Annotated in this window: 28 protein-coding genes; 16 read left to right on the top strand and 12 right to left on the bottom strand. The window is 64.9% G+C overall.

Translation table 11 applies throughout. The annotated features are described in order from the left end of the window. Nucleotides 1-84: 84 nt before the first annotated feature. Entirely contained in the window at nt 85-1,242 is a 1,158-nt protein-coding gene (locus AB7Z56_RS35210) for an acyltransferase family protein (RefSeq protein WP_283018491.1), read from the bottom strand. Nucleotides 1,243-1,540: 298 nt separating this feature from the next. On the opposite strand from AB7Z56_RS35210, the gene AB7Z56_RS35205 reads away from it, so the two are divergent. After that, complete coding sequence (locus AB7Z56_RS35205) at nt 1,541-2,356, top strand: response regulator transcription factor (RefSeq protein ID WP_063979731.1); 816 nt, start codon at nt 1,541-1,543, stop codon at nt 2,354-2,356. Between the two features lie 34 nt (nt 2,357-2,390). Here AB7Z56_RS35205 and AB7Z56_RS35200 read toward each other — a convergent pair whose 3' ends face one another. Further along, complete coding sequence (locus tag AB7Z56_RS35200; protein WP_063979732.1) at nt 2,391-3,533, bottom strand: alpha/beta hydrolase family protein; 1,143 nt, start codon at nt 3,531-3,533, stop codon at nt 2,391-2,393. 146 nt (nt 3,534-3,679) lie between these two features. On the opposite strand from AB7Z56_RS35200, the gene pgm reads away from it, so the two are divergent. From pgm to AB7Z56_RS35175, 5 genes are all read left to right on the top strand, one after another. Further along, nucleotides 3,680-5,326: a phosphoglucomutase (alpha-D-glucose-1,6-bisphosphate-dependent) gene (pgm, locus tag AB7Z56_RS35195; RefSeq protein ID WP_283018492.1), complete on the top strand. Its 1,647-nt coding sequence runs from the start codon at nt 3,680-3,682 to the stop codon at nt 5,324-5,326. 287 nt (nt 5,327-5,613) lie between these two features. Beyond that, nucleotides 5,614-6,663: an aromatic ring-hydroxylating dioxygenase subunit alpha gene (locus AB7Z56_RS35190; protein WP_187387662.1), complete on the top strand. Its 1,050-nt coding sequence runs from the start codon at nt 5,614-5,616 to the stop codon at nt 6,661-6,663. Between the two features lie 5 nt (nt 6,664-6,668). After that, nucleotides 6,669-7,430 carry a GntR family transcriptional regulator gene (locus AB7Z56_RS35185; protein WP_063979735.1) on the top strand — a complete coding sequence of 254 codons (762 nt, stop codon included), beginning with the start codon at nt 6,669-6,671 and terminating at the stop codon, nt 7,428-7,430. A gap of 10 nt (nt 7,431-7,440) precedes the next feature. After that, nucleotides 7,441-8,421, top strand: coding sequence for a PDR/VanB family oxidoreductase (locus AB7Z56_RS35180; RefSeq protein ID WP_063979736.1), 981 nt, complete (start codon nt 7,441-7,443; stop codon nt 8,419-8,421). Between the two features lie 244 nt (nt 8,422-8,665). Continuing rightward, entirely contained in the window at nt 8,666-9,109 is a 444-nt protein-coding gene (locus tag AB7Z56_RS35175; protein WP_063985218.1) for a DoxX family protein, read from the top strand. 6 nt (nt 9,110-9,115) lie between these two features. On the opposite strand, the gene AB7Z56_RS35170 is transcribed toward AB7Z56_RS35175, so the two are convergent. From AB7Z56_RS35170 to AB7Z56_RS35160, 3 genes are all read right to left on the bottom strand, one after another. After that, complete coding sequence (locus AB7Z56_RS35170; protein ID WP_166084486.1) at nt 9,116-9,265, bottom strand: hypothetical protein; 150 nt, start codon at nt 9,263-9,265, stop codon at nt 9,116-9,118. Between the two features lie 292 nt (nt 9,266-9,557). Then, entirely contained in the window at nt 9,558-11,519 is a 1,962-nt protein-coding gene (locus AB7Z56_RS35165; protein ID WP_063986643.1) for a putative bifunctional diguanylate cyclase/phosphodiesterase, read from the bottom strand. Nucleotides 11,520-11,889: 370 nt separating this feature from the next. Continuing rightward, entirely contained in the window at nt 11,890-12,255 is a 366-nt protein-coding gene (locus tag AB7Z56_RS35160; protein ID WP_063985216.1) for a nuclear transport factor 2 family protein, read from the bottom strand. A gap of 100 nt (nt 12,256-12,355) precedes the next feature. On the opposite strand from AB7Z56_RS35160, the gene AB7Z56_RS35155 reads away from it, so the two are divergent. Genes AB7Z56_RS35155 through hemC form a run of 3 tightly spaced genes read left to right on the top strand, consistent with a single transcriptional unit; the run spans nt 12,356 to nt 15,629 of the window. Further along, nucleotides 12,356-12,946 carry a TetR/AcrR family transcriptional regulator gene (locus tag AB7Z56_RS35155; protein WP_063985215.1) on the top strand — a complete coding sequence of 197 codons (591 nt, stop codon included), beginning with the start codon at nt 12,356-12,358 and terminating at the stop codon, nt 12,944-12,946. 51 nt (nt 12,947-12,997) lie between these two features. After that, the gene (locus AB7Z56_RS35150) at nt 12,998-14,623 is read left to right on the top strand and encodes a GMC family oxidoreductase (RefSeq protein WP_063985214.1); all 1,626 of its coding nucleotides are present in this window, start codon (nt 12,998-13,000) and stop codon (nt 14,621-14,623) included. A 25-nt stretch (nt 14,624-14,648) separates the two neighbouring features. Beyond that, on the top strand, nt 14,649-15,629 hold the full coding sequence (gene hemC / locus AB7Z56_RS35145; protein ID WP_084795284.1) for a hydroxymethylbilane synthase: 981 nt from the start codon (nt 14,649-14,651) through the stop codon (nt 15,627-15,629). Nucleotides 15,630-15,831: 202 nt separating this feature from the next. Here hemC and hemE read toward each other — a convergent pair whose 3' ends face one another. Continuing rightward, entirely contained in the window at nt 15,832-16,866 is a 1,035-nt protein-coding gene (gene hemE / locus AB7Z56_RS35140) for a uroporphyrinogen decarboxylase (RefSeq protein WP_063985212.1), read from the bottom strand. 108 nt (nt 16,867-16,974) lie between these two features. On the opposite strand from hemE, the gene AB7Z56_RS35135 reads away from it, so the two are divergent. Next, nucleotides 16,975-17,190, top strand: a complete 216-nt coding sequence (locus AB7Z56_RS35135; RefSeq protein WP_014497480.1) for a hypothetical protein — start codon at nt 16,975-16,977, stop codon at nt 17,188-17,190. Nucleotides 17,191-17,378: 188 nt separating this feature from the next. Continuing rightward, entirely contained in the window at nt 17,379-19,283 is a 1,905-nt protein-coding gene (locus AB7Z56_RS35130; protein ID WP_063985211.1) for a diguanylate cyclase domain-containing protein, read from the top strand. Between the two features lie 10 nt (nt 19,284-19,293). Here AB7Z56_RS35130 and AB7Z56_RS35125 read toward each other — a convergent pair whose 3' ends face one another. Further along, on the bottom strand, nt 19,294-19,512 hold the full coding sequence (locus AB7Z56_RS35125) for a SlyX family protein (RefSeq protein ID WP_063985210.1): 219 nt from the start codon (nt 19,510-19,512) through the stop codon (nt 19,294-19,296). Then, a complete protein-coding gene (trhO, locus tag AB7Z56_RS35120) occupies nt 19,502-20,269 on the bottom strand; it encodes an oxygen-dependent tRNA uridine(34) hydroxylase TrhO (protein ID WP_084795283.1) in 768 nt (255 codons plus the stop codon). The genes AB7Z56_RS35125 and trhO overlap by 11 nt, the downstream gene beginning before the upstream one ends. A 222-nt stretch (nt 20,270-20,491) precedes the next feature. Here trhO and ggt point away from each other — a divergent pair, with 222 nt between their 5' ends. Beyond that, nucleotides 20,492-22,078, top strand: coding sequence for a gamma-glutamyltransferase (ggt, locus tag AB7Z56_RS35115; RefSeq protein WP_063985209.1), 1,587 nt, complete (start codon nt 20,492-20,494; stop codon nt 22,076-22,078). 33 nt (nt 22,079-22,111) lie between these two features. Here the strand turns inward: ggt and AB7Z56_RS35110 are convergent, their stop codons facing one another. Next, nucleotides 22,112-22,264 (bottom strand): hypothetical protein, encoded by a 153-nt coding sequence (locus tag AB7Z56_RS35110; protein ID WP_224517873.1) that lies wholly within the window; start codon nt 22,262-22,264, stop codon nt 22,112-22,114. Here AB7Z56_RS35110 and AB7Z56_RS35105 point away from each other — a divergent pair. After that, nucleotides 22,200-22,610 carry an FKBP-type peptidyl-prolyl cis-trans isomerase gene (locus tag AB7Z56_RS35105; RefSeq protein ID WP_234678579.1) on the top strand — a complete coding sequence of 137 codons (411 nt, stop codon included), beginning with the start codon at nt 22,200-22,202 and terminating at the stop codon, nt 22,608-22,610. The two genes, AB7Z56_RS35110 and AB7Z56_RS35105, sit on opposite strands and share 65 nt — an antisense overlap. Before the next feature lie 164 nt (nt 22,611-22,774). Here the strand turns inward: AB7Z56_RS35105 and AB7Z56_RS35100 are convergent, their stop codons facing one another. Continuing rightward, complete coding sequence (locus AB7Z56_RS35100; protein WP_028148583.1) at nt 22,775-22,993, bottom strand: CsbD family protein; 219 nt, start codon at nt 22,991-22,993, stop codon at nt 22,775-22,777. A gap of 128 nt (nt 22,994-23,121) precedes the next feature. On the opposite strand from AB7Z56_RS35100, the gene AB7Z56_RS35095 reads away from it, so the two are divergent. The 3 genes from AB7Z56_RS35095 (at nt 23,122) to AB7Z56_RS35085 (ending at nt 24,726) form a co-directional block, all read left to right on the top strand. After that, on the top strand, nt 23,122-23,634 hold the full coding sequence (locus AB7Z56_RS35095) for a cupin domain-containing protein (RefSeq protein ID WP_028148584.1): 513 nt from the start codon (nt 23,122-23,124) through the stop codon (nt 23,632-23,634). Nucleotides 23,635-23,765: 131 nt separating this feature from the next. Then, the gene (locus AB7Z56_RS35090; RefSeq protein ID WP_014497472.1) at nt 23,766-24,194 is read left to right on the top strand and encodes a VOC family protein; all 429 of its coding nucleotides are present in this window, start codon (nt 23,766-23,768) and stop codon (nt 24,192-24,194) included. 43 nt (nt 24,195-24,237) lie between these two features. Further along, a complete protein-coding gene (locus tag AB7Z56_RS35085) occupies nt 24,238-24,726 on the top strand; it encodes a VOC family protein (RefSeq protein WP_063985208.1) in 489 nt (162 codons plus the stop codon). A 155-nt stretch (nt 24,727-24,881) separates the two neighbouring features. On the opposite strand, the gene AB7Z56_RS35080 is transcribed toward AB7Z56_RS35085, so the two are convergent. Beyond that, on the bottom strand, nt 24,882-26,039 hold the full coding sequence (locus AB7Z56_RS35080) for a hypothetical protein (RefSeq protein WP_063986641.1): 1,158 nt from the start codon (nt 26,037-26,039) through the stop codon (nt 24,882-24,884). Nucleotides 26,040-26,041: 2 nt separating this feature from the next. After that, complete coding sequence (locus tag AB7Z56_RS35075) at nt 26,042-26,743, bottom strand: FecR family protein (RefSeq protein ID WP_063985207.1); 702 nt, start codon at nt 26,741-26,743, stop codon at nt 26,042-26,044. Nucleotides 26,744-26,746 lie beyond the last annotated feature (3 nt).

Genomic DNA, 26,746 nt, shown 5'->3' with positions numbered 1-26,746 from the left:
GACCTGATCACGCCGCCCCGGCGTGTCTGAAGATCTTTCGTGGCGTACTGTAGATTCGAAGGCGTCAGCTAGACAAGTCGCGCGTCAGTGCAGACCGGCCACAGTGGCAGCAATGGTTGGCCGGATCGTCGAGCGGCCCGATCCCGTGGACGTCAGGCGATGCGCAAAATCCTGCGCGCGCCGTTCGACCAGATGCCAGGTCGCGCGTGCGACGAGATAGCTGAGCGCGGCGATGACGGCATAGGCGATCAGCAGCGAGACCAGTCCGTCCGTAAGCGGCCAGATCTGGCGCAGGCCGTAGATCACCGCGAAGTGCGACAGGTACATCGAATAGGAGTTGCGGCCGAGCGCCTCGATCGGCCGGCAGCGGATCGCGAGGCGGATGCAACCTGCAACCAGCGCGCCGAGCACGAGGTTGATCATCAAATAGTTGAATTCATGCGAGTCGGTGGCGCGATCGGCGATGAAGGACAGCGCGATGAAGGCGGCGAAGATCGCGGCGCCCGACTTCGCAAAGCCGTCGCGCAGCGAGAAGAACAGCGCGCAGCCCACGAGGAAGACCGGCAACTGGTTCAGGAAGCTGATGTGCAGCGCATTCCAGACGAAGGCCTCGTGGCCGGGCCCGTAATGGGCCGAGAACAGTGCGAACGCCCAAGGCTTGAACAGGCAGACATTGACGAGATGCAGCGCGATCGCGAGCGCGAGATAGAGGTGGCGGCGAGATCCGAAGGCCGTGATCACGAAGGGGAAGACGAGATAGAACGTCATTTCCGCCGCAATCGACCAGTCGCCCGGCACGACGCTGTTGACGCTGTCCGGCCAGAAGCCGTGCAGGAACGTCGCGGTCAGGATCACCTGGAGCGGTCCGATGCCGTTGGGCGCGTTGTAGCTGGGACCCGTGCCGTTGACGGCGAGGTAAACCGGGATCGCGAGCCAGAACAGCGGCGCGATGCGCAGGAAGCGCCGGATGTAGAATTTGCGCGTCGGGTCGGTTTCGGTGCGCTGCGTCCACATCAGGCACATCGTCATGGCGCTGACGAAGTAGAACACGTTGACGCCGGTCCAGCCGCACATGAAGGCGAAGTCGACGGCGTGGATCTTTGAAGGAAAGGATTGTGAAACGTGGATCGCCATCACGCCGACGATGGCGAGGCCGCGCAGGACGTCGAGCGTGTGAGAACGGCCGAAAGGCGTTGCACCTTGCTCGGTTCGTTCGGCGGCCAACCGGGCCTGCCCCTGCATCACGCCTGCTCCGTGGTTTCGCATCTGCAAGCGGAGACCATAGAGGCGCGGCCGGCTGTTTCGAAGCCGAAGCCTTTCTTTACGTTAACCAGCGGTTGAGTCCGATGCCGAATGTACGGGATCGGCGGTGTCGAGGGCCCCGGTCGGCGCTCGCACGCGCCACGCCGGCATGATGATGCGCGCGATGAGAATTGTGGGGCAATTCATACTTAATACGCCAATACCATGACCAATATTGTTCGGGCAGCACAACACGCCTAGTATTCCAGCAGGCAAATTTCGGGGGCTCGAATAAGTCGTGAATGTTCGTTCACAGGACAGTGCGCTGCGCGACGACTTGAACTTTCAAGCCGCGCCACAAGCACACAGGACATCCAACAACGTGGTTGATTCCGCACGTCAGGAATTGAGGCCTGCCGGCCGCGAGCGGCTGATCGTCGTCGAAGACGATCCCGTGACGCGGACGATGCTGGTCGGCTATTTCAGCGAGAACAATTTCGACGTGGTCGGCGCCGGCTCCTGCGCGGAATGCCGCCAGGCGCTGCGCTCGCGCACGGATCTCGTCTTCCTCGACGTGCAGTTGCCTGACGGCGACGGCTTCGAGCTCGCCAAGGAGATCCAGGCGACCAGCAACGCGGGCATCATCTTCGTGACGCGCCGCGACACCGACGTCGATCGCATCCTCGGGCTCGAGATCGCCGGCGACCATTACGTCACCAAGCCGATCAATCTGCGCGACCTGCTCGCGCGCGCGCGCAGCGTGCTGCGGCGGCGCTCGATCGACCGCAAGGCGGCGCGCAACCACAATTCGATCGCCTTCGGCGACTGGATCATCGACCTGACCCGGCGCGAGCTGCTCGGCAGCGACGGCAAGCCGGTGGCGTTGACGCGCGCCGAGTTCGACCTGCTCGCGGCGCTGGTCGGCGCCGACGGCCGGCCGCTCAGCCGCGACTATCTGATCGAGGTCGTCAGCAACCGCCAGGCCGAGGTCGACATCCGCACGGTGGATGCGCTGGTGGCGCGGCTGCGGCGCAAGCTCGTCGGCAGCGGCACGCCCGTGATCGCGACCGTCACCGGCGTCGGCTACAAACTCGCGCTCAGCGAGCGGCTCTAGCCTCAACCGTCGAAAGATCCGATCACCCTCGCGCCTATCGCGCGCGGGCGCTCTGATCCGTCGATGTCCTTTGCGCCGCCCCGGCCAGCTGGTCATCGACCGCATACAGCGTGCAGGTCGGCGACCATTTCATGCAGGCGCTAAGCGAATCGCGCCGGGCGTCGTCGGCGGTGGTGCGGCCCGAACGCCAGCCGTAACCGCCGTTCGGCGACACCGCAAAAGCCTTGTGCGGCATGGTGCTGGCGAGATAGCGGGAGAATTCGGCGCGCGCGGCCTCGTTGAGCTGGCCCGGCGGCGGCAGCGGATCGGGAAGGCTCAGGATGTCATGGCCGAGCCCGCGCTCGCGCAGGAAGGCGTCGAGATAGGGCGTCCATTGCGGGCGGCCCACCACCGAATAGAGATAGTGGCCGTCATCGCCGTAAGGCGGCGCCGCAATGAATTTCGCGTGACCGCCATTGCCGCGAAATCCGTCATAGAGGCGGCGCGCGAGATCGGGACCGAAGAACGAATCGTTGGCCGCATAGACCCACAGCATCGGCACGCGCGAGGTTTTGCCGAACGTGGCGAAGGCCTGCACCAGCCCGTCCTCGTTGCAGACGTCGTCGTCATCGCGCGAGCCGCGGCCGCCGGCAAAGCTGATCGCGGCGACGAGACCACTCGGTGCCTGCGCGGTCAGCGCGACGGTGGCGAGCCCGCCGGCGGAATGGCCGGCCGCGATCATGCCCGATGTCGTGACGTCGGCCCTGCGACCCATCGCGTCGATCGCCGCGCGCAAATCCGCGACCGCAACCGCCGCCGCCGGCAGATAGGCGGCATTGGCGCAGCCGCCGACGCTGTCGACGCGTCCGCCGGGCGAGGTGCCGTAGCCGCGCCGCATCACGATCAGCGCGGCAAAGCCGCGCCGGGCATATTCGAGCGCGATCCCGTAATATTTGTGCGCCGACATGGTCGCGCGGTCGTCGAAACTGCGCGGCGAGCCGTGGTTGAGCAGCGCGAGCGGATAGCGCTTCGTTCCGGCCGGCCGGACCAGAAAGGCCTCCAGCCCCTGCGGCCCGGCCCCCGCCATCGGAATGCGCAGGTCTTCCGTGTAGAACTCCGCGGCCGTCGCATTGGTCACGATGCCAGCGGTCGCAAGCCAGGCCATCAGCACAACCAAGAGCCTGTGAAACAGCGTCATGCCCCGACTCGAAAAAGCCCCGATTTGAAAGACCATAGCATGATCTCGGGAACGGCCAGCCCGCCGCGCGTGTTGTGCCCTTGGCGGGGGTCCGGCCGATGCTATGGTACTCCACAAACTCTGCACGACAGGACGAGGATATTTCAGTGGCTGATGTTCATCCCGCGGCGGGCAAGCTGGTCTCGCCGGACGCGCTCACCAACGTTCCGCGGCTGGTGACGGCCTATTTCGCCGGCAAGCCCGATGTCGGCGATCCCGCGCAGCGGGTGGCGTTCGGAACCTCCGGCCATCGCGGCACGTCGTTCAAGAACAGCTTCAACGAGGGCCACATCCTCGCGACCACGCAGGCGATTTGTGACTACAGAACAGAAAAGGGCCTGACCGGCCCGCTCTTCATCGGCATCGACACCCATGCGCTGGCCGAGCCCGCGCTGGTCAGCGCCGTCGAGGTGTTCGCCGCCAACGGCGTCGACATCATGATCGACAAGGACGGCGGCTACAGCCCGACGCCTGTCATCTCGCACGCGATCCTGACCTACAACAAGGGCCGAACTAGCGGCCTTGCCGACGGCGTCGTCGTCACGCCCTCGCACAATCCCCCCGAGGACGGCGGCTACAAATACAATCCGCCGCATGGCGGCCCGGCCGACACCGACGCGACCTCCGTCGTCGAGAAGCGCGCCAACGCCTATCTCGCCGACGGCCTCAAGGGCGTGAAGCGTATCGACTACGCCAAGGCGCGCAAATCCGCGAACGTGCACGCCTACGACTTCATCACGCCCTACGTTGCCGATCTCGGCAATGTCGTCGATCTCGATCTCGTCAAATCCGCCGGCATCAATATCGGCATCGATCCGCTCGGCGGCGCCGCCGTGCATTACTGGCATCCGATCATCGAGCGCTACGGCCTGAAGGCCACCGTCGTGAACGAGGCGATCGATCCGACCTTCCGCTTCATGACCGTCGACTGGGACGGCAAGATCCGCATGGATTGCTCCTCGCCCTACGCGATGGCGAGCCTGATCGCGATGCGCGACCGCTTCGACGTCGCCTTTGCCAACGACACCGATGCCGACCGCCACGGCATCGTGACGCGCACCGGCGGCCTGATGAATCCGAACCATTATCTGGCGACCGCGATCTCCTATCTGTTCGCGAACCGCCCGAACTGGGGCAAGGATGCCGCGATCGGCAAGACCGTGGTGTCGAGCTCGATCATCGACCGCGTCGCCAAGAAGCTCGGCCGCAGGCTGGTCGAGACGCCGGTCGGCTTCAAATGGTTCGTCGACGGCCTCCTCACGGGCGGCTTCGGCTTCGGCGGCGAGGAGAGTGCAGGGGCCTCGTTCCTGCGCCGCGACGGCGGGGTGTGGACCACCGACAAGGACGGCATCATCCTCGGCCTGCTCGCAGCCGAGATCATGGCGAAGACCGGCCGCGACCCCAGCCAGCTCTTCAACGACCTCACCGCGGAGCTCGGCGTGCCGCACTATGCGCGCATCGACGTCGCCGCCACCGCGCCCCAGAAGAACATCCTCAAGTCCGTCACGCCCGAGCAGCTCGGCCTCAAGGACCTCGCCGGCGATCCTGTCCGCGCCACGCTGAGCAAGGCGCCGGGCAACGGCCAGCCGTTCGGCGGCATCAAGGTCGAGACCGATTTCGGCTGGTTCGCCGCAAGGCCGTCGGGGACCGAGGACGTCTACAAGATCTACGCGGAAAGTTTCCGCAGCACCGAGCACCTGAAGCGGATTCAGGAAGAGGCCCAGGCAGGGCTGAAGAAGGTGTTCGGGGCGTAGGGCACTGAGCCCAGTACGACTCTTCGGTTGCTGCTCCGAGGAAGTGTTTGCCGCATTCTCCGCTGTCATCACCAGCGAAAGCGGGTGATCCAGTACGCCGCCGCCGTGCCGTGATGCGGAGAAGCCGCGGCGTACTGGATTCCCCTCCTTCGGGGAATGACATGTGGGTAGAATTGTATACACCATCTGGATAATAGGTATCCAAATACGCCATATTTAGCCTTGAACGATTCTATCCCTCCGCTATTGTATACATAAAGCATACACAAGCCTTGGGAGAGCGACCCGTGACAAAACCCTTCCCGATGAACGCGTGGTACGCCGCGGCCTGGGACGCTGACGTCAAGCCGGCGCTGTTGCCGCGGACGATCTGCGGCAAGCATGTCGTGATGTACCGCAAGGCCGATGGCTCGGTGGCCGCGCTGGAGGATGCCTGCTGGCACCGTCTGGTGCCGCTGTCCAAGGGCCGGCTGGAAGGCGACACCGTCGTCTGCGGCTATCACGGCCTGAAATACAATGCGCAGGGGCGCTGCACCTTCATGCCCTCGCAGGAGACCATCAATCCGTCGGCCTGCGTCCGCGCTTATCCCGTGGTCGAGCGTCATCGTTACATCTGGCTCTGGATGGGCGATCCCGCGCTGGCCGATCCCGCGCTGGTGCCGGACATGCACTGGAATCACGATCCGGCCTGGGCCGGCGATGGCAAGACCATCCGCGTCAATTGCGACTACCGCCTCGTGCTCGACAATCTCATGGACCTCACCCACGAGACCTTTGTGCACGGCTCCTCGATCGGCAATGATGCGGTGGCCGAAGCGCCGTTCGACGTCACCCATGGCGAGAAGACGGTGACGGTGACGCGCTGGATGCGCGGCATCGAGGCGCCGCCGTTCTGGGCCAAGCAGCTCGGCAAGCCCGGCCTCGTCGACCGCTGGCAGATCATCCGCTTCGAAGCCCCGTGCACGATCGCGATCGATGTCGGCGTGGCGCCGACAGGCACGGGCGCGCCGGAAGGCGACCGCTCGCAGGGCGTCAACGGTTTCGTGCTCAACACCATCACGCCGGAGACCGAGAAGACCTGCCACTATTTCTGGGCGTTCGTCCGCAACTATCAGATCGGCGAGCAGCGCATCACCACCGAGATCCGCGAGGGTGTCTCCGGGATCTTCCACGAGGACGAGCTGATCCTCGAGGCGCAGCAGCGCGCCATGGACGAGAACCCCGATCGGATCTTCTACAACCTCAACATCGACGCCGGTGCGATGTGGACGCGCAAGCTGATCGACAGGATGGTGGCGAAGGAAAGCGCGCCGCAGCAGCTCCAGGCCGCGGAGTAGGCCAGGTGAAACCAGCGCCTGAGCGAGAGGTCGACCGCTCCGTCTCGCAGACCGTGAAGGCGCAGCTCGCGCTGCGCGACCAGATCCTGTCGGGTCGCTTACGGCCCGGCGAGCGCATCTCCGAGCTGCAGGCGGTGGAGACGACCGGCGCCTCGCGCACGCCGGTGCGCATGGCGCTGGTGCGGCTGGAGGAGGAAGGCCTGCTGGAGGCGATTCCCTCCGGCGGCTTCATGGTGAAGGCGTTTTCCGAGCGCGACATCTCCGATTCCATCGAGCTGCGCGGCACGCTCGAAGGGCTCGCCGCGCGCTTCGCAGCCGAGCGCGGCGTTTCCGCGCGCGAGCTCGAGCCGTTGAAGGAGTGTTTGGCCGCGATCGACGAGTTGCTGCGCCAGGTGCCGATCTCGGTCGACGCGTTCTCATCCTATGTCACGCTGAACGCGCGCTTCCACGCACTGCTCACGGAATTGTCGCGCAGCCCGCCGCTGATCCGGCAGATCGACCGCGCCTCGGCGCTGCCGTTCGCCTCGCCCAGCGGTTTCGTGATGGCGCAATCGGCGCTGCCCGAGGCGCAGCAGATTCTGATCATCGGGCAGGAGCACCATCGCGTCGTGATCGACGCCATCGAGAACCGCGAAGGCGCCCGCGCCGAGGCCGTGATGCGCGAGCACGCGCGCCTCGCAGTGCGAAACCTGCGGCTTGCGCTGCGCAACCGCACCCATCTCGACCTCTTGCCGGCGCTCGCGCTGATCAGGACCGCAACCGACTAGGGCAATCGCCATGCGCTTCATCGAAACCTGGATTCCGGCAACGCTGGTCGCGACGCGCGATCTTGCGCCGGGCATCCGCGAATTCCTGATCCTGCCGGATCAGTTCGACGGCACGGCCTATCCGGTCGGCAGCCACATCAATATCAGCGTGACCATCGACGGCCTGCCGGAGACGCGATCCTATTCGCTGGTCGGCGAGGCGTCCTCGCGCGGCTTGCGGATCGCGGTGCGCCGTGCCGAGGATTCCCGCGGCGGCTCGCGCTATATGTGGCAGCTCGCACCCGGCGCTCGGCTCGACATCACCCGGCCGGCTTCGCTGCTCGCGGTCGACTGGGCCCGCGAAAACTATTGCCTGATCGCCGGCGGCATAGGCATCACGCCGATCCTTGGCGCCGCTCAGGCGCTGGCGCGTCGCGGCGCTGACGTCACGCTGCATTATGCCGTGCGCTCGCGCACCGATGCCGCCTACCTCGACGATCTCGCCAAAATGCTCGGTGAGCGCCTGGTCGTTCACGCGAGCGACGAGGGCCGGCGGCTCGACCTCGATGCGCTGTTCGGATCATTGCCGCAAGGTGCGCTGGCGCTGTTCTGCGGTCCGATGCGGATGCTGGATGCCGCGCGGCACGCCTGGATCGGCGCCGGCCATCCGCTTCCCGATCTCCGCTACGAGACCTTCGGCTCCAGCGGCACGCTGCCGACCGAGACGTTTCGCGTGCGCCTGAAGGGGACCGATGTCGAGCTCGAAATCCCGCGCGAGCGCTCGATGCTTGATGTGCTCAATGCCAGCGGCCACGACGTGATGTACGATTGCAAGCGCGGCGAATGCGGCCTGTGCGCCATCGACGTGGTCGAGGTCGACGGCGAGATCGACCATCGCGACGTCTTCTTCAGCGATCACCAGAAGCAAAGCAACCAGAAGATCTGCGCCTGCGTCTCCCGCGCCCGCGGTACCATCACCGTGGACACGCTGCTGCGGGCGGATGCGGTCTGACCGGGGCTGGAAGGCGTACTCGGAAACCGCGATCAGCCTGAAAGCTCGCGCATCCGCCCTACTTTCGGAGCGGGCGGGTGCAGGTCGTCCTGGCGAGGCAGCTAAGGGCGGTGACGAAGCGGGCTTCGTTTGCAGCGCCAACGGGCCGGTAAGAGCGCTTCGTGCGGTCCATCAATCATGATAGGTTTGCTCTCGCAGTAAAAGTGTTCAGCCGGTCTTGGACAGCAAGGGTGGAGATTCTGCCATGAAATCCAATTCTGTCTCGCTGGCAGTCGATGAGTTCGCCAAAGGGCGAGCTGACGCGCTGATTTTAATCGGCCGCATTCTCCTCGCGTGGGTATTCGTCGGAAGCGCGTATGGAGCAATATCCAACTTCAGCGGCTCTGTGGGTTATTTCAGGTCCCTGAACCTTCCAGCACCTGAGCTGTTCACGATGACGAACATCGTACTGGAGGTATTGATATCCGTCGGTTTGATATTGGGCGTCGGTACGCGCTACTGCGCAATTCTGACGTTTGTGTTCGTATTGGCGGCAACGGCTATTGCGCACCGCTACTGGGAGTATCCCGCGGGTGCGCAGCAGATCGGTCAATACAACCACTTCTTGAAGAATGTCTCGATCATGGGAGGCGCGATGTTGATCTTCGTCACCGGGGCGGGCCGGTTCAGTTTCGATCGGGCATCGTAGCCGAGATCACTTCAAGTCGGGCTTGAAAGCTTCCTCTATCGCGCGGCGGATGCTCTTTGAGAGCTGCTTCAGGGTCTTGCTCACGAGGGCGAAGAGAAGCATCAACCATGTCGCAAGCGCGGCACACCACAGCACGACTTCAAATATCTCAGGCATGATGATGCCCCTCAAAATAATTACTTTGAAATGAGGCAAGTGTTGCTTAATGGGGCCGACACGGCAAGCCGTCTTGAGAGTGGTAGCGCGCCGAAACACTCGGAAACGCCCTCAAAACAGCGGGCAGCCTTAGGTCAGGGATGCAGACCAACCCTATGACCGCGAAGACTGGCGCGGGATGCAGAACTGCCTGGCAGCGATTCATTTGCGAAGGGTGGCTTGAAGAAATTCTGCCCTGCGCGAGTCTGCTTCACCCCTGGAAGCGGACCGCCTCACATTTGCGAGTATTTCCCTACGCCGCGTAAGTCGCCCGCAGCTTCTTCGTGTTCAACAGCGCCAGAACGCCATCGGCCGACACCGGCCGGCTGATCAGATAGCCCTGCGCTTCGTCGCAACCGAACTGGCGCAGAAACTCGAGCTGGTCGGCGGTCTCGACGCCTTCCGCAACCACGCCGATGCGCAGGTCGCGCGCCAGCGAGATCACCGACTTCACGATCGCGGCGCAGTCGGGCTGCACCAGCATGTCGCGGATGAAGGACTGGTCGATCTTGATACGGCTGAACGGCAGCTTGCGCAGATAGGTGAGGGAGGAGAAGCCGGTGCCGAAATCGTCCAGCGCCACCGTGATGCCGAGCTCGAGCAGCGCGTTCAGGATCGACGCCGCGGAGCCATATTTCGACAGCAGCATCGATTCCGTGATCTCGACCTCGAGCCGGTGCGGGGCGACCTTCGCGTCCGCGAGCGCCTGCACGATGGTCTGGAGGATGCCGGTGCTGTGAAACTGCGCGGCGGAGAAGTTCACGGCGACCCTGATGTCCTCGGGCCAGTCCGAAAGCGTTGCGCAGGCGCGCCGGATCACCCATTCGCCGATCTCGTGGATCAGCCCGGTCTCCTCGGCGATCGGGATGAATTCGCTCGGCGGTACCAGTCCGCGCCGGGGATGCTGCCAGCGCAGCAGCGCCTCGAAGCCGGTGATGCGGTTCTCGCCGAGATCGAGGAACGGCTGGAACACCAGGAACAGCTCGTCCCTGGCGATGGCGCCTTCGAGGTCCGCTTGCAGCGCCTTGCGATCGCGTGACACCCTTTCATCGGCTTCCTCGAAGAAGCAGACCGTGCCGGGGCCGGCTTTCTTGGCGCGATACAGTGCGGCGTCGGCATTCTTCATGATGTCGAGCTGCGTGGTGCCGTCGCGCGGCGCCAGCACGATGCCGACGCTGGTCGCGCCGACGATCTGGCGGCCCTCGAACTGGAACGGTTCGTCGAAGGCCGCGACGAAGCGTTCGGCGATCTCGAGCGCATCCTCCGGCCGCGCCAGATTGGCCATCACCAGCGCGAACTCGTCGCCGCCGATTCGCGCGACGTGCTCGGCGGCGCGCGTGCAGCGTTGCAGCCGGCTTGTGACCTGCAACAGGAATTCGTCGCCCGCGGGGTGGCCGAACTTGTCGTTGACCTCCTTGAAGCGGTCGAGGTCGAGCAGGAGCACCGCGAATTCCTCGCCGGACAGGGCCATCCGCCGCAGCGCGGCTTCGAGCGTCTCGTTGAAGGCGAAGCGGTTGGGCAACAGCGTGAGGGGATCCTGCCGGACCGTGCGCTCGGCCTCGATCTGCCGGATCACGCGTCGCGCGAACGCGAATGAATTGACGAACACCGCGCGCAGCAGCACGCTGCCGTAAACCACCACCAGGATGGCCATCAGCACATAGGCGGGATCGCCGTCGCGGCCGAGGCAGATGGCGATGCCGACGAAGATGGGGCTGGTGAAGGCGATGGCCGCAATCGGGATCGTGGCGAAGGCAAGCGCGCCGCCGGCCAGCATTCCCGAGCAAAGGCAGGTGATGACGAGCTGGCCGCCGGTCGCGGCATTCGCGAAGAAGGCGACCGGGACGATGCCCCAGGCAACGCCGAGCACGAAGGCGTTGCGCACCAGCCGATGCATCGCCCGGCGCGAAACGAATTGCGGTTTTGTGATCCGGCGCGAGGCGTGGGATTGCAGGCCGAACGCAATCGCGGCGCCGGCCACGATCGCGGCCCAGGCCAGTGCAAACTTCCAGTCCGGCGAATGCCAGAGCGCGATGGCGAGCACGGCCGCGTTGCAGGCATTGGCAAGCATGATGCCGACGGAGTAGCCGAGCACCAGTGACATCTGATCGGCGCGGATATGTCCGGCGACGGCTTCGTCGGTTGCAGGACCGCCAAAGGTCGACAGATCGCCGGCGAACAGCCGTGCGAAATAGCTGGTCGTTTGAGTCCGCATTCCAGGGCCTAGCAGCATGGGCCGTTTGTCCGGCTCGATCAGGAGGATTCGCTGCAAACCTTTGACGAAATATGAATTATCCCCGCTGGCCACGATCGCCATGGCCACTTCTGCGTGTTCAAGCGAGGGTATCGATAACAAATCGATACAAATGCGGCGCCCCGCGTTACGGTTGTAACAGTGGGCCGATTGCAGAACGCGCTCGGCCTTCATGGTTCGAGACGCGCCGCAAGGCGGCGCTCCTCACCATGAGGGTCCAAGATGTTGCCGCGGAGCAGACCTCATCCTGAGGAGCCCGCTGAAGGCGGGCGTCTCGAAGGATGGCCGCGAGGAGGCTGCCAACCCGATCTGTTGCCAAATGTGCCGAACGTCACCGCCCGAGCTGCTTCGGATCATAGTAGAACCGCTCCTCGACCAGCTTGTCGCCCTGCCAGGTCTGCCACGCGATCTCATCCAGTGTTCGGGTGGCGCCTTCGGCATTGGTGAAGCTGAACCGCCAGCGTGTCGCGACAGTGTCGCCCTCGATCAGGCTCGGCCCGATGCGGACGGCCTTCACCTCCCTGGATGCCGCGAGCACGCCGCGCTCCTTGGCGACGAGCTTGTCGCGGCCAACCGTCGGGGCGGCGTTGTTCTCATAGGTCGCGGCATCGGACGTGTAGTACTGCTCGATCGCTTCGACAAACTCCCCATCCTCCAACCGCTTCGCAAAAGCTTCGACGACGTCACGGCTCGGCATGGCGCACCTCACGATTAAAACCGACTGATAGTCGGTAAATACCGACCGGTAGTCGAAAAGTCAACTGGCCGGGTGCGACGAATTGGACTAGACGGGAGCGATGGCAAAGCAGGCGGAGCGGCGGGCGGCGACATCGGAGGCGATCCTGACGGCGGCGCGCCGCCTGTTCGGGACGCAGGGCTTTGCCGCGACCACCATGGACGACATCGCGGAGGCCGCGGGCGTCGCCAAGGGCGCGGTCTATCATCACTTCAAGACCAAGGAGGCGGTGTTCGAAGCGGTGTTCGATTCTGTCTCGCGCGATCTCGTCGCCGAGATCGACCGCACCGCGCGCGCCGAGAAGGACGTGCTCGCCGCGATGGTCGCCGGCACCCAGCATTACTTTGCGGCGACCGCCAAGGGGCCGACCGGCCAGATCATCCTGCGCGACGGCCCGGCCGTGCTCGGCTGGGAGCGCTGGCGCGAGATCGACGCGCAGCATTTTGGCGGCAAGATGCCGCGCGCGCTGTCGGTGGCGATGGAGGCCGGCCTCATCGCAAAGCAACCGGTCGAGCCGCTGGCGCGGCTTCTGCTCGGCGCGGTGACGGAAGCGGCGGTCGCCTGCGCCGGACGCGCCGATATCGCAAGGGCAGGGGCGGAATATGCCCGTGCGTTCAAGTCACTGGTCGAGGCGCTGCGTCTACGCGCATGATTGTGCTAGTGACGAACCGGAAACGCCCACCAACAAGAAGAACAGTAGCGCATGAACGCAAATTCCTCCCTCGCGCCGTCCGATCCTGAGTTCGACTACATCATCGTCGGCGCCGGCTCCGCTGGCTGCGTGCTCGCCAACAGGCTGTCGGCGAACGGCAAGCACAGCGTGCTGCTGCTCGAGGCGGGACCTAAGGATTCCAACATCTGGATCCACGTGCCGCTCGGCTACGGAAAACTGTTCAAGGAGAAGACGGTCAACTGGATGTATCAGACCGAGCCGGAGCCCGAATTGAAGGGGCGCCAGGTGTTCCAGCCGCGCGGCAAGACGCTGGGCGGATCGAGCTCGATCAACGGCCTGCTTTATGTCCGCGGCCAGCACGAGGATTACGATCGCTGGCGCCAGCACGGCAATGCCGGCTGGGGCTATGACGACGTGCTGCCCTATTTCAAGAAAGCCGAGAACCAGGCGCGTGGCGCCGATCAATATCACGGCAGCGGCGGCCCGCTGCCGGTGTCCAACATGGTCGTGACCGATCCGCTGTCGAAGGCCTTCATGGATGCCGCGGTCCAGACCGGTCTGCCCTACAATCCCGATTTCAACGGCGCCACGCAGGAGGGCGTCGGCCTGTTCCAGACCACGACGCGCAACGGCCGCCGTGCCTCGACGGCGGTGGCCTATCTTGGACCCGCGAAGACGCGCAGCAATCTCAAGGTCGAGACCGAGGCGCTCGGCCAGCGCGTGCTGTTCGAGGGACGCCGCGCGGTCGGCGTCGAATATCGGCAAGGCGCAACCGTGCGCCGGGCCCGCGCGCGCAAGGAGGTCGTGCTGTCGAGCGGCGCCTACAACTCGCCGCAGCTCCTTCAGCTCTCCGGCGTCGGCCCTGCCGATCTCTTGCGCAAGCACGGCATCGATGTCGTGCTGGACGCGCCGGGCGTCGGCCACGATCTCCAGGACCACATGCAGGTCCGCGTCGTGATGCGCTGCTCGCAGAAGATCACGCTCAACGACACCGTCAATAATCCGTTCCGCCGCACGTTGGCCGGTGCGCGCTATGCGCTGTTCCGGAAGGGCTGGCTGACCATCGCGGCCGGCACGGCCGGCGCCTTCTTCAAGACCAGTCCGCGGCTTGCTTCGCCCGACATCCAGGTGCATTTCCTGCCGTTCTCGACCGACAAGATGGGGGAGAAGCTGCATGATTTTTCCGGGTTCACGGCGTCGGTGTGCCAGCTGCGGCCCGAAAGCCGCGGCTCCTTGCGCATCAAAAGCGCGGACCCGACCGTGCCGCCGGAAATTCGCATCAACTACATGTCCACCGAGACCGACCGCACCACCAATGTCGAAGGCCTGAAGATCCTGCGCAAGATCCTGAATGCGCCGGCGCTGAAGCCGTTCGTGGTCAGCGAGTACGATCCCGGGGCGAAGGTATCCACGGACGCCGAGATTCTGGATTATTGCCGCGAGCGCGGCAGCACCATCTACCATCCGACCTCGACCTGTCGTATGGGCAATGACGCGCTGGCGGTGGTGGACCAGCGGCTGAAGGTGAGGGGGCTCGAAGGCCTTCGCATCGTCGACGGTTCGATCATGCCGGACCTCGTGTCGGGGAATACCAACGCGCCGATCATCATGATCGCCGAAAAGGCCTCCGACATGATATTGGAGGATGCGCGATAAACATTGCGCTGAAAGGACATTCGACTTGGCTACGCGACTGAAGATCGGCACACGCAAGAGCGCGATGGCGCTGGCGCAGACGGAAGAGATTGCGCGCCGCCTGACCGCCGCCATGCCCGATCTCGACGTCGAGATCGTCAAGTTCGACACCACGGGCGATCTCGACCAGACCAGCAAGCTGTTGCCGCATGGCGGCAAGGGCGGCGCCTTCGTGGCGCAGATCCGCGCCGCGGTCCTGTCGGGCGAATTGCAGGCCGCTATGCATTCGCTGAAGGACATGCCCGGCAACGAGGACACGCCCGGCCTCGTCATCGGCGCTACGCTATCGCGCGATCCCCCGAGTGACGCACTGGTGCTGCGCGATGGCGTGACGCTGGAAGCGCTGCGCCAGTCCCGCGGTAAGGGTTTCAAGATCGGCACCAACGCCGTGCGCCGCGCCGCCTATGCGCGGCGGCTGTTTCCCGATGTCGAAGTGATCCACTTCCGCGGCGCCGCCGACACGCGCGTGCGAAAACTCGACAATGGCGAGAAGCAGAAGTTGCCGGATGGCGGCGCGGTTGGTCCCGCCGATGCGCTGATCATGGCGCGTTCCGGCCTCGACCGCGTTGGCCTCTCTCACCGTATCGCCTATGAATTCACCGCGGCGGAGATGCTGCCCGCGGCAGGCCAGGGCATCGTCGCCGTGGAATGCGCCGCGCAGGACTGGCAGACGCGGCAGATCCTGTCATCGATCGACGATCCCTCTGCGCACGCTTCTGCCGATGCGGAGCGCGAGGTGCTGTGGGTGCTCAACGGCCATTGCAATTCGCCGGTGGCGGGTTTTTCGACCATCGCAGGCGATCAGATGTCGCTGACGGCGTCCGTGCTCGACCTCTCCGGCAACACCATCATCGAAGCCTCGCACACAGGCCCCGCCAACCGCCCGCGCGAGCTCGGCCGTGCGGTGGGACTGGATCTGCTGACGAAGGGCGCCGCCGAGATCATCGAGCGCAGCCGGCCGCGCTAGCTGGCCTGTGAAATCGCAATCGGTGGGATGATGCCATCCTGCTCCTGTTTTGCCCGACGTGTCAAACGTCGGCGCAATCTAGTGCGATGACCGCGCATCTGATTTCAGTGCCCTTTAAGTCATTGATCGGGCGTGGTCTCTCTACTGTGCATGGGGTTGTTTTCGCGGTTTTTGTTTCCGCTCCCCTCCGGGACGCAACAAATTAGCCCCGCACGCGCTTCAGCATCTGCTCGACATGGGCGATCGGCGTTTCCGGCTGGATGCCGTGACCGAGATTGAAGATGAAGCGCCCTTGCGCAAAGTTCGCCAGCACGTTGTCCACGGCGCGGTCGAGCGCAGCGCCGCCCGTGATCAGCACCAGCGGATCGAGATTGCCCTGCACGGCGACGCGGCTCTGCACGCGCTCGCGGATGAAGGCCGGCTCGGCAGTCCAGTCGATGCTGACGGCATTCACGCCGGTCGCTTCGACATAACCCGGCAATTGCGCGCCAGCGCCGCGCGGAAAACCGATGATCTTCGCATCGGGCACTTTTGCGCGCACGCCTTCTACGATGCGCCGGGTCGGCTCGACCGACCAGCGCGCGAACTCGGCCGGCGGCAGCACGCCGGCCCAGGTGTCGAAGATCTGCAACGCATCGGCACCGGCCGCGAGTTGCGCCAGCAGATATGCGATCGAGTTCTCCACGAGCACGTCGATGATTGTCGCAAACGCCTCCGGATGCCGGTAGGCCATCATCCGCGCCGGCGCCTGGTCGGGCGTGCCCTGGCCGGCGACCATGTAGGTCGCCACCGTCCACGGCGCTCCGCAGAAGCCGATCAGTGCGGTCTTGGGATCGAGCGCACCGCGCACGAGCCTGAGCGCTTCGAACACCGGTTTGAGCTTGCTGAAGTCGGCGTGCGCGGCGAGCGTCACGACTTTTGCGGGATCATCCAGCGGCTCCAGCCGAGGACCCTCGCCAACCTCGAACCGCACGGAACGGCCGAGCGCATAGGGGATCACGAGGATGTCGGAGAAGATGATCGCTGCATCGAAGCCGAACCTGCGGATCGGCTGCAGCGTCACTTCGGCGGCAAGCTCCGGGTTGAAGCAGAGATCGAGGAAGCCGCCGGCCTTGGCCCGCACCTCGCGATATTCCGGCAGATAACGCCCGGCCTGCCGCATCATCCACATGGGCGGGGTAGCCTGGCGCTGGCCGGAGAGCACGTCGATGAAGGGCTTTGTCGCAGACTGGGGCACGGACGGTCCTATCAAGATTGAGGTTCCTGATACACTGCCGGAAGCCGGAGCGGAACAGTGGAACCAGCGCAAATGCGCCGCGTTGACCTCCCAATCGAGGAGGACTCCATGGCTGAGACATTCAATCCCGCGCCGCACGACAAGCACGCTGATGATCTTGGCAAGGCGCTGGCCGCCGATCGCCATACCAAGCTTGAAGCCGGGCTGGAGGACAGTTTCCCTGCGTCCGATCCGGTCAGCGCTGCGCAGCCGACACCGTCGAAGGCCGATGCGGACGCCGACAGTCCCTCGCTCTGGGACAAGGTTAAGTCGATCTTCAGCTAAGGCCGACGTTCAGCGAGCGCCGGGGCGCTCGGTTTCCGATAGGGTCGCTAACGCATTGTTAGCGATCCAACGACGCTCCAGTCCGTAGGAGTACGGGAAAACCCGCATAACGCTGCGAATGTCCTCAAGCGTTTCAGGGTTCAATAACAGAAGCGGTGGAAGTTCCGGCGATCGGAGATTTCTGCCGCATGACCGTCGCCTCACAAAGAGCCGGATGGAGCCGCCTGCCGTTGCGCGCGGCGGCGTTCGTCGTGCTCACTTGTGCGACCATCCTCGGCGTCAGCGGCTGGCGTGAATGGGCCGCGCGCGATGCCGTGCTCAAGGGCGCCGAGACCGAGATGGCGAATGTTGCGCGCTCGCTGACGCAGCATGCGGAGGACAGCCTCGACCTGCTGGATTCCGGCGTCGTCGGCGTCGTCAGCCGGCTGGAGATGGACGGCGCCGAACCCGCCACGATCGCCAAGCTCAGGAACCTCTTGGAGGCGCGCAAGAAGGCGATCGCGCGCATTCACAGCCTCGCCATCATCGACGACCAGGGCAACTGGCTGACCTCGCCGGGCACGATCGGCTCGACCCTCAGCGACGACGCTTTCTTCCGTCATCACCAGCTGTCCTCGAAACGGGAGCCTCATGTCGGCCATCCGGTGCGGAGCCAGCTCGATGGCGAATGGGTCGTCACCCTGTCGCGCCGCTTCAACAAGCAGGACGGCAGCTTCGGCGGTGTCGTGCTTGCGACCATCAGTGCGAACTATCTCGCGCATTTCTACGAGCAGTTCGAGCTCGGCCGCAACAGCTCCGTGGCGCTCGTGCACGGCGACGGCATGATCATCGCGCGCAATCCAAGCAACGACAGGTTCGTCGGCCGCAGCGTCGCCGACACCCCGCTATTCCGCGACGCGAGCCTGCAGCAGCCGGGCGGCGCATACCATTTCAGGTCGCCGCTGGACGGCGCCGAGCGCGTCAGCTTCTTCAAGCGCTCTGGCCGTTATCCGCTCGTCCTGCTTGCCATGGTCGACAAGGCCGAACTGCTGGCGCCCTGGCGCGCCGCGGCGATCTCCCGCATGCTCTACGTGCTCGCGCTGGTCGTGCTGATCGCGGTCATCGGCGCGGTGCTGGTGCGGCAGTTGCAGCGGGGCCAGCGCATGGCCGCGGCCCTGGTCGAGAAAGAGGCGCATTTCCGCCTGCTCGCGGAAGGCTCCAGCGACATGGTGACCCGCATCGGGCTCGACGAGCGGCTGCGCTATGTCTCGCCCTCGTCGGTTCGCGTCGTCGGCTGGCGGCCCAATCAGCTGATCGGAACGCCGGCGCTCGCCGGCATCCATGCGGATGATCGGCCGCAGGTCCAGGCGCTCGTCGATGCCATGAAGCGCGGCGAAAAGGACGAGGCGCGCGTCACCTATCGCAACGCGCACCGGCAAAACTCGGAAGTCTGGCTCGAATCGACCATGCGGGTGACGCGCAAGGAAAACGGCAACGTCGACGGGGTGGTCGCGATCTCGCGCGACATCACCGAGCAGAAGAAGCTGGAGACCAGGCTCGAGACACTCGCGATCGAGGACAGCCTCACCGGGCTCGCCAACCGCCGCCGCTTCGACGAACGGTTGAAGGAGGAATGGGCGCGCGCCTATCGCGACCGCTCCAGCCTCGCTTTGCTGATGATCGACGTCGATCACTTCAAGGCCTACAACGACGAATACGGCCACCCCGCAGGCGATGCCTGTCTGCGTGTGGTGGCGAAGGTCATCGCGGCCGAGATGCAGCGCGCCGGAGATCTGGCTGCGCGCTACGGCGGCGAGGAATTCGCCATGCTGCTGCCGAACACCGATGCCGCCGGCTGCGCGCGGATCGGCGAGCGGATCCGCCGGGCGATCCGCGAGGCGGGCCTCGTCCACAGCACCAATCACGCGTCGGGCTGCGTCACCGCTTCGCTCGGCGGCGCGGCCTGCCGGCCCGCGCTGGAACGCACCGCCGGCGTGGGCTCGCTCGTCGAGGCTGCCGATCAGGCGCTCTATGCGGCGAAGCAGGGTGGGCGCGACCGCCTGATGATGTCGGTCGAGGTGGCGAGCCTGCTGCCGAAGGCGTCAGGGCTGTAGCCCATCATCCTCAATAATGCGGCGGGGGCTCGTTGGCGGGGCCCGGCGCATTCGTCTCGGCTTCCTGAAGTCGCTCGCCGAGCTCTGCGATCTTCCGCGTCAGCGCGTCGATCTGCTTCCATTGCGCGGTGATCGTCTGGTTGAGCGTCTCGATCGTATCGTCCTGATAGGCGATGCGCGTCTCCAGCGTGTCGATGCGCTCGCCCAGCGTCTTGATGTCACTCGTCACGGTCGTGCCCCAATTCCTGTTCGCGTAGGCCCCGTTCGCGCAAGCCATGACTGAGTGCGACGCGCTCGTCGAATACAAAACATTCGCCGCGCCAGCGGCTCTGCGCCTCCGGCACCTCTTCGAGATATTTGAGGATACCGCCCTTGAGGTGATAGACCTCAGCAAAGCCGCGCGCGAGCAGATGCGCGCTCGCCTTCTCGCAGCGGATGCCGCCGGTGCAGAACATCGCGATCCTGCGGTGCTTTGCCGGATCGAGCTGCTCGGCGGCAAAATCCTTGAACTGGCCAAAGCTCTTGATCTCGGGATCGACCGCACCCTCGAACGTGCCCATCGCCACCTCGAAGGCGTTGCGCGTGTCGAGCACCAGCGTGTCGGGTGCTGCGATCAGCGCGTTCCATTCGGCGGCCTCGACGTACGTGCCGACCTGCCGCGTCGGATCTGCGGCCTCGTCGCCGAGCGTGACGATCTCCTTCTTCAGCCGCACCTTGAGCCGGCCGAACGGCATCGCCTCGGCGGTCGAGAATTTCAGCTCGAGATTGTTCAGCCGGCCGCCGAACAGGGCGCCGTGCGCGAGCTCGTGGACGAAGGCGTCGATCGCCTCGGGCGCACCCGCAATCGTGCCGTTGATACCTTCCTGGGCGAGCAGCACGCTGCCCTTGAGCGCGAGGCCTGCGCAGAACGCGCGCAACGGCTCGCGCAGCTCGCGGTAATCGGGCAGGGCGGCGAATTGGTAAAAGGCGGCGACCTTGTGGATCATGGCGGCTCGTTTAGCAGGCGGCCGCCGCCCAGAAAACCCGCATGGCCCCGGACGGCAAAAGGTCTATACGCCCAGCGGATGGCAGCTATTTCGCTGGTATGCCAGCATTGCCCCGACGGGCCGGAATGTGTCATGTAGGCCCGGTTTTTCCGAGACGGCGCGCCCTCCGCGCCGACGGCCCAAGAGAGCCCCCCAAGAGAGCCCTGAGAGAGCAAAACTTCGATGAGAAACTTCCATTTCCCCGGCAGGTCCACCGTCCACGCCACCAACGCGATGGTCGCGACCTCGCATCCGCAGGCCTCCCTGGCCGCGATCGAGGTGCTGCGCGAGGGCGGCACGGCGGTGGATGCGGCGGTGGCGGGTTCGGCGCTGCTCGGCGTGATCGAACCGCAATCGACCGGCATCGGCGGCGACTGCTTTGCGCTGATCCAGCCGCGCGGCGAGGGCAAGATCATCGCCTATAACGGCTCCGGCCGGGCCCCGAAGGCGGCGAACGCCGACTGGTATCTCGAGCGCAAGATCAATTCCGTGCCGCTGACCTCGGCGCATGCGGTCTCGATCCCGGGCGTGATCGACGCCTTCGCGACCGTGCTGCGCGATCACGGCAAGTTCGGCTTCGACCGCCTGCTGCAGCCCGCGATCAAGGCGGCCGAGGAAGGTTACGTGGTTGCCCCCCGCATCGCCTTCGACTGGAAGAACCAGTTCGAGAAGCTGAAGGGTGGCACCAATACCGTGCGTTACCTGTTGCCGGGCGGCAAGCCGCCGGTCGCCGGCGACATCATCCGCCAGGCCGAGCTCGGCAAGACGCTGCGCGCGATCGCCAAGGACGGCCGCGACGCGTTCTACAAGGGCGCGATCGCGGAGGACATGGTCGAGACCCTCAGGGAGATCGGCGGCCTGCACACGCTCGACGATTTCGCCGCCCACACCACCGAGACGACGACGCCGATCGGTACCAACTACAAGGGTTACGACGTCTGGCAGTGCCCGCCGAACGGCCCGGGCGTCACCGCGCTCTTGATGCTCAACATCCTGTCGCGGTTCGACCTGACCAAGTACGCGCCGCTCAGCATCGAGCGCTTCCATCTCGAAGCCGAAGCCGCGCGCATCGCCTACATGAATCGCGAGATGCATGTCGCCGACCCTGAGCATATGAAGATCGACGTCGCCGAAATGCTCGCGAAGGGCTTTGCCGACGAGTACATCAGCAAGATCCGCATGGACGGCATGCTCGACCTGCCGAACGTCGCGCCGCCGATGAATCCCTCGACCATCTACATCACGGTCGTGGACAAGGATCGCAACGTCTGCTCGTTCATCAATTCGATCGCGCATTCCTTCGGCTCGGCGATCGTCTCGAACAAGACCGGCGTGCTGTTCCAGAACCGCGCCGGCGGCTTCCGCATCCAGCCCGGCCATCCCAATTGCATCGCCGGCGGCAAGCGCCCGCTGCACACGATCATGCCGAGCCTCCTCACCAAGGGCGGCCGCTCCGTGATGCCGTTCGCGGTGATGGGCGGACAGTACCAGCCCGTCGGCCAGACCCACGTCGTGACCAACATTCTCGACTATGGCTGCGACGTGCAGGAGGCGATCGACATGCCGCGCGGTCTGCACTACGAGGGCCAGTACCAGCTCGAGGACAGCGTGCCTGCCGATATCGTCGAAGGCCTGAAGAAGCTCGGCCACAAGACCACCAGCGTGGTCGGCCCGCTCGGCGGCGCCCAGGCGATCTGGATCGACTGGGACAAGGGCACGCTCACCGGCGGTTCCGATCCACGCAAGGACGGCTGCGCGCTGGGCTATTAAGGGCCGAGGGCTGGAAACGATTGCTTCGTTGCGCTAGACACCTTCCGCCTCAAACGGAAGGTCTCTTATGCAGCGTTTCCAGCGCGCGCTCCTCGCCATCATGTCGGCACTCGCGATCACCGTGATCGGCAGCGTGTCGACATTCGTTTCCACCACGGCCTCGGCCCAGACCGCAGGAAAACCCATGACAACAGCTTCAGGCTTGCAGACCATTGATAGCGTCGTCGGCACCGGTGCCTCGCCGAAACCCGGCCAGATCTGCGTGATGCACTACACCGGCTGGCTCTACGAGAACGGCCAGAAGGGTAAGAAATTCGACTCGTCGGTCGACCGGAACGAGCCGTTCGAGTTTCCGATCGGCAAGGGCCGCGTCATCGCCGGCTGGGACGAGGGCGTTGCCACGATGAAGGTCGGCGGCAAGCGTACGCTGATCATCCCGCCGCAACTCGGCTACGGCGCCCGCGGCGCCGGCGGCGTGATCCCGCCGAACGCGACTTTGATGTTCGACGTGGAATTGCTCGCGGTGAAGTGAGCCTGCTTCGTCATGCCCGGGCTTGTCCCGGGCATCCACGTTCTTTCCTTCGTGCAGCCAAGACGTGGATGGCCGGGACAGGCCCGGCCATGACGGATAGAGATCAGCGCAAAACAAAAAGACCGGCCTCACGGCCGGTCTTTTCGCTTTCAGATTGACGCGCGTCACTCCGCCGCGCGCTTTGCCGCGGCTGCGGCGCGATCGATTGCTTCCTTCGCGGCGTCCTTGGCGTCGCCCATGGCCTGCTGGCCCTTGCCCTTCACTTCCTGGACCACGCCTTCGCCCTTCAGGCGATCGGAACCGGTGGCTTCACCGATGCCCTGCTTGGCTTTGCCAATGGCCTCGTTGGCGGTGCCCTTGATCTTGTCGCTCGTGCTACCCATGAAACTCTCCTTCCAGTTGGCTCGCGAAAACAACGCCTGCCGACTACGAGAGTTCCGATTTTGGGTATGGCTTGATAGGCCCGCTTTGGTTAGCTTGCCGCGCACGGAACCAACAGAAAGCAAGTCCCATGACCGGCCATGACCACACGCATTCCCACCATGACCACGATCATGACGATCGCTGGAAACATGACGGTGTGCGCGTCATTCCCGGCAATCAGCTCGATACCAACGTGCCGTCGACGGCGGGCATGGACCGCGCGGCCGCGATCAATTTCGCACGCGTCGGCGCGCAGAAATTGTGGGCGGGCACGGTCAGCATCAAGCCGGACGCCAAGACCGGTGCGCATCACCACGGCCATCTCGAAAGCGTCATCTACGTGGTGAAGGGCAAGGCGCGGATGCGCTGGGGCGAGAGCTTGCAATTCACGGCGGAGGCCGGCCCCGGCGATTTCATCTTCGTCCCGCCTTACGTGCCGCATCAGGAGATCAACGCCAGCCGGGACGAGGTGCTGGAATGCGTGCTGGTGCGCAGCGACGGCGAGGCGGTCGCGATCAACCTCGACATCGAGCCGGTCGAGAAGCCCGAGACCGTGCTGTGGATCGACCCCGTGCACCGGGATCCCAACGAGAAGAAGTAAGGGCCTGAAAGCCTGCTGGTTCTGTGCGACAGAACCACGCAGGGCACAGCCTTCAAAAAATATTCGGAAGCCGTGTCGGATGGCCGTCGGGCCATCCGTCCTTGGGCAGAACCCCGCCCAAGGAGCCTCCGATGCCCAAAATGATCTTCGTCAATCTGCCGGTGACCGACCTCAAGCGCGCGACGGCCTTTTACGAGGCGGTCGGAGCGGTCAGGAACCCGCAATTCAGCGACGAGACGGCGAGCTGCATGGTCTTCTCCGAGACCATCTTCGCCATGCTCCTGACCCACGACAAATTCCGCAAGTTCACGCCGAAGCCGATCGCGGATGCCAAGACCTCGAACCAGGTGCTGCTCTGCCTGTCGGCCGACAGCCGCGACGAGGTCGATGACGTCGTCGGCAAGGCCGAGGCCGCGGGCGGTGTGGCCGATCCAAGCCCGAAGGACGAATACAGCTTTATGTACGGCCGCAGCTTCGAGGATCCGGACGGTCATATGTGGGGCGTGAACTGGATGGACATGGCAGCCTTCGCCGCGCAGTCCGACATGGCGAACGCCTGACCGAAGCCAACGAACATCGACCATCTCAAGAGGAGCATTCACGATGTCCAAGCTCGTGCCCTGCATGTGGTTCAACGGCGATGCCGAGGAAGCCGCGAAGTTCTACGTGTCGCTCGTTCCGAACTCGGAAATCACGCACGTCCAGCGCAACGTTTCGGACGGCCCGTCCGGCAAGACCGGCTCCGTGCTCGTCGTCGAGTTCACGGTGGCCGGGCAGCCCCTGGTCGCGCTCAACGGCGGCATGAAGGTGGAATATACCCACGCAATCTCCCTGATGATCCATTGCGACGACCAGGCTCAGGTCGACAGCGTCTGGAGCGCGTTCCTTGCTCATGGCGGCAAGGAGCAGCAGTGCGGCTGGATCAGCGATCGCTGGGGCGTATCCTGGCAGGTGGTGCCGAAGGTGATGTTCGAATTCCTGTCGAGCCCCGACAAGGCCGCGGCTGCGCGCGCGATGCAAGCCATGATGACGATGGTGAAGCTCGATGTGGAAGTGCTCCGGCGGGCGTTCGAGGGCAAGTCGGCAGCGTGACGTGGCATGCTCTGGCCACATATTGACTGTCATCGCCCGACTTGATCGGGCGATCCAGTACTCCGAGACGCTAGTGGTCAATCGATAGGCCGCGGCGTACTGGATGCCCCGGTCAAGCCGGGGCATGACAGCGGAATTTGGGGCGAGATCCCGCCCTAGTAATTGATCCTTAGCCCCACGCCGCCATGGATGGTGTTCCCCACCGGCTGCGGGCCCAGCGTGCCGTTGGCGAACAGGTCCACGATCCAGCCCTTCTGCACGCGGAAGCCGAGGCGGCCGCCATATTCGAACCAACCCTGGTTGCCCATCGTCGGCACCACCAGGCCGTCGCCGGTCACGGTGGCGACGATGCCGCCATGGCTGGCGAAGGACTGCACCCAGCCGCCATTGACATTGGCCTCGATGTTGCTGCCGAAGAGGTGCGTCCACTGGCCGCCGATCTTGACCAGGCTGGTGCGGTCGGTGCCGGTCGCAATGGAGGCGTCGAACGGATTGAACGCCACGGCGCTGTCCGAATAGCCGGAGACGCGCTGCCAGAGCTGCCAGACTTCGATCGAGGCCGCGAATTCGTCGCGCGGGGACACGCGGCTCATCCAGCCGGCACGGCCATAGACGGCGTAGTTCGACGCGTTGGTCGAGCCCGTGACGCTCACCGGCCCGAGGCTGGTGTTGTAGTTGCGGGTGTAGCGCGCCTTCTCCCACGGCGTCAGGATGGTGCCGACGTCGAAGAACGGGCGCGACGAGCCCCAGTCGGTGAAGTCATAGCGCAGAGCGAAGGCGCCGATCGGCGCGCTGGTGATATTGTAGCCGCCCTCGCTGTATTGCGTGTAGGCGATGCCGGCGAGCAGCGACAGGTTGTTGGTGAGCTCCTTGCGGCCGTGGATGCCGGCCGAGAACGAGCCGGCGGAGCCGAATGCGCTGATGCAGTCGCTGCAATTGACCTGCTCGTTGACGCCGAGCAGCACCGTGCCGAGCACCCGGTTGGTGATCATCTGGTTGAAGCGCTGGTTGGCGAGGCCGCCGATCGAATTGCCGCTGGAGTCCGCGCCGGTCGGGCCCGAAGGTGGAGGCGGTGGATACGGGCTCGGCGAGGACGACGGATAGGGGCTTGGCGAAGGGGAGGGGGTCGGTGTGGGTGTCGGCGACGGCGACGGTGAATAGGTCGGCGACGGAGAGGGCGTCGGCCCACCGCATCCGGACTCGCAAGACGCCTGCGCTGCCGCCGGTCGCGCATTGAACGCGAAGAACGCAAACGCAGCGGTTGCGGTCAGCGCGGCGGCGAGGACGAAGCGCTTGACGTCGAGTTTCGCCATCATCACCGCCCGCACAGCATGCCGTCGTCGTGGACGGCAGGCGTGATGGTCGGCGAGGCGTCCGCATACTGGTTGACCGAGCACAGCCCGGCGCTTGCGGCGCAGTTGGCGGCAAAGGTCCAGGGCGGCGTGTTGGTCTTGGTGATGCTAACCTTGCCGCCGGCCGAGGTGATGATTGCAGTGTCGCCGGGCTGGGTGAGCTGCACGCACTGGGAGCTCGTCGTGCAGACGCTGGCGGCTCCGTCCTGGAGCACGACGACGGAGCGGCCGCGCTGGGAGAGGATGTCGAGCGTGGTGCCGCGCACGCCGATGGTCGCGAGCGGTGTCGTGATCTTGTAGGCGGTCTTTTCCGAATGTCCGGTGACGAAACGGAATGCGCCTGTGGTCATGCGGATCGCGACGTCGCGATAGCTGTGCTCGTCGTTGAAGACGGTGCGGTCGAGCTTCAGCGTGGCGCTAGGGCCGAGCGACAGATTGGTGCTGTCGGCCATGACGAAGCGCGCAGCGCTATCGGCGCCGGTGCGCACAGTCTCGTCGCGCAGCATGCTGTCGCCGACACTGATCGGCGTCGTGGTCGTGGCCACGCGCACCACGTCGTTCTGGATCACGACGGCTTCGCCGACGCGCGTCTGTGCCTGCGCGCAAGGCGCCGCGCAGACGAGTGCCGACAACAGAGTGGGGAAAAGCCAGAAACGCAAATTCATTTC

Origin of the sequence: Bradyrhizobium sp. 482_C4_N1_8 (assembly GCF_052075965.1) — a bacterium.
Classification (GTDB): Bacteria; Pseudomonadota; Alphaproteobacteria; order Rhizobiales; family Xanthobacteraceae; genus Bradyrhizobium; species Bradyrhizobium barranii.
This window is presented reverse-complemented; position numbering and strand designations above follow the sequence as displayed.

Coding starts and splice junctions, on each gene's coding strand:
- AB7Z56_RS35170 (WP_166084486.1), bottom strand. CDS start 9,265: ATGCCTGAGATATTTGAAGTCGTGCTGTGGTGTGCCGCGCTTGCGACA.
- AB7Z56_RS35175 (WP_063985218.1), top strand. CDS start 8,666: ATGAAATCCAATTCTGTCTCGCTGGCAGTCGATGAGTTCGCCAAAGGG.
- AB7Z56_RS35110 (WP_224517873.1), bottom strand. CDS start 22,264: ATGGGTTTTCCTGCGGTCTGGGCCGAGGCCGTGGTGGAAACGAATGTC.
- AB7Z56_RS35090 (WP_014497472.1), top strand. CDS start 23,766: ATGCCCAAAATGATCTTCGTCAATCTGCCGGTGACCGACCTCAAGCGC.
- AB7Z56_RS35075 (WP_063985207.1), bottom strand. CDS start 26,743: ATGAATTTGCGTTTCTGGCTTTTCCCCACTCTGTTGTCGGCACTCGTC.
- AB7Z56_RS35165 (WP_063986643.1), bottom strand. CDS start 11,519: ATGCGGACTCAAACGACCAGCTATTTCGCACGGCTGTTCGCCGGCGAT.
- AB7Z56_RS35155 (WP_063985215.1), top strand. CDS start 12,356: ATGGCAAAGCAGGCGGAGCGGCGGGCGGCGACATCGGAGGCGATCCTG.
- ggt (WP_063985209.1), top strand. CDS start 20,492: ATGAGAAACTTCCATTTCCCCGGCAGGTCCACCGTCCACGCCACCAAC.
- AB7Z56_RS35080 (WP_063986641.1), bottom strand. CDS start 26,039: ATGGCGAAACTCGACGTCAAGCGCTTCGTCCTCGCCGCCGCGCTGACC.
- trhO (WP_084795283.1), bottom strand. CDS start 20,269: ATGATCCACAAGGTCGCCGCCTTTTACCAATTCGCCGCCCTGCCCGAT.
- AB7Z56_RS35180 (WP_063979736.1), top strand. CDS start 7,441: ATGCGCTTCATCGAAACCTGGATTCCGGCAACGCTGGTCGCGACGCGC.
- AB7Z56_RS35130 (WP_063985211.1), top strand. CDS start 17,379: ATGACCGTCGCCTCACAAAGAGCCGGATGGAGCCGCCTGCCGTTGCGC.
- AB7Z56_RS35200 (WP_063979732.1), bottom strand. CDS start 3,533: ATGACGCTGTTTCACAGGCTCTTGGTTGTGCTGATGGCCTGGCTTGCG.
- AB7Z56_RS35085 (WP_063985208.1), top strand. CDS start 24,238: ATGTCCAAGCTCGTGCCCTGCATGTGGTTCAACGGCGATGCCGAGGAA.
- AB7Z56_RS35210 (WP_283018491.1), bottom strand. CDS start 1,242: ATGCAGGGGCAGGCCCGGTTGGCCGCCGAACGAACCGAGCAAGGTGCA.
- AB7Z56_RS35150 (WP_063985214.1), top strand. CDS start 12,998: ATGAACGCAAATTCCTCCCTCGCGCCGTCCGATCCTGAGTTCGACTAC.
- AB7Z56_RS35135 (WP_014497480.1), top strand. CDS start 16,975: ATGGCTGAGACATTCAATCCCGCGCCGCACGACAAGCACGCTGATGAT.
- AB7Z56_RS35160 (WP_063985216.1), bottom strand. CDS start 12,255: ATGCCGAGCCGTGACGTCGTCGAAGCTTTTGCGAAGCGGTTGGAGGAT.
- AB7Z56_RS35095 (WP_028148584.1), top strand. CDS start 23,122: ATGACCGGCCATGACCACACGCATTCCCACCATGACCACGATCATGAC.
- AB7Z56_RS35100 (WP_028148583.1), bottom strand. CDS start 22,993: ATGGGTAGCACGAGCGACAAGATCAAGGGCACCGCCAACGAGGCCATT.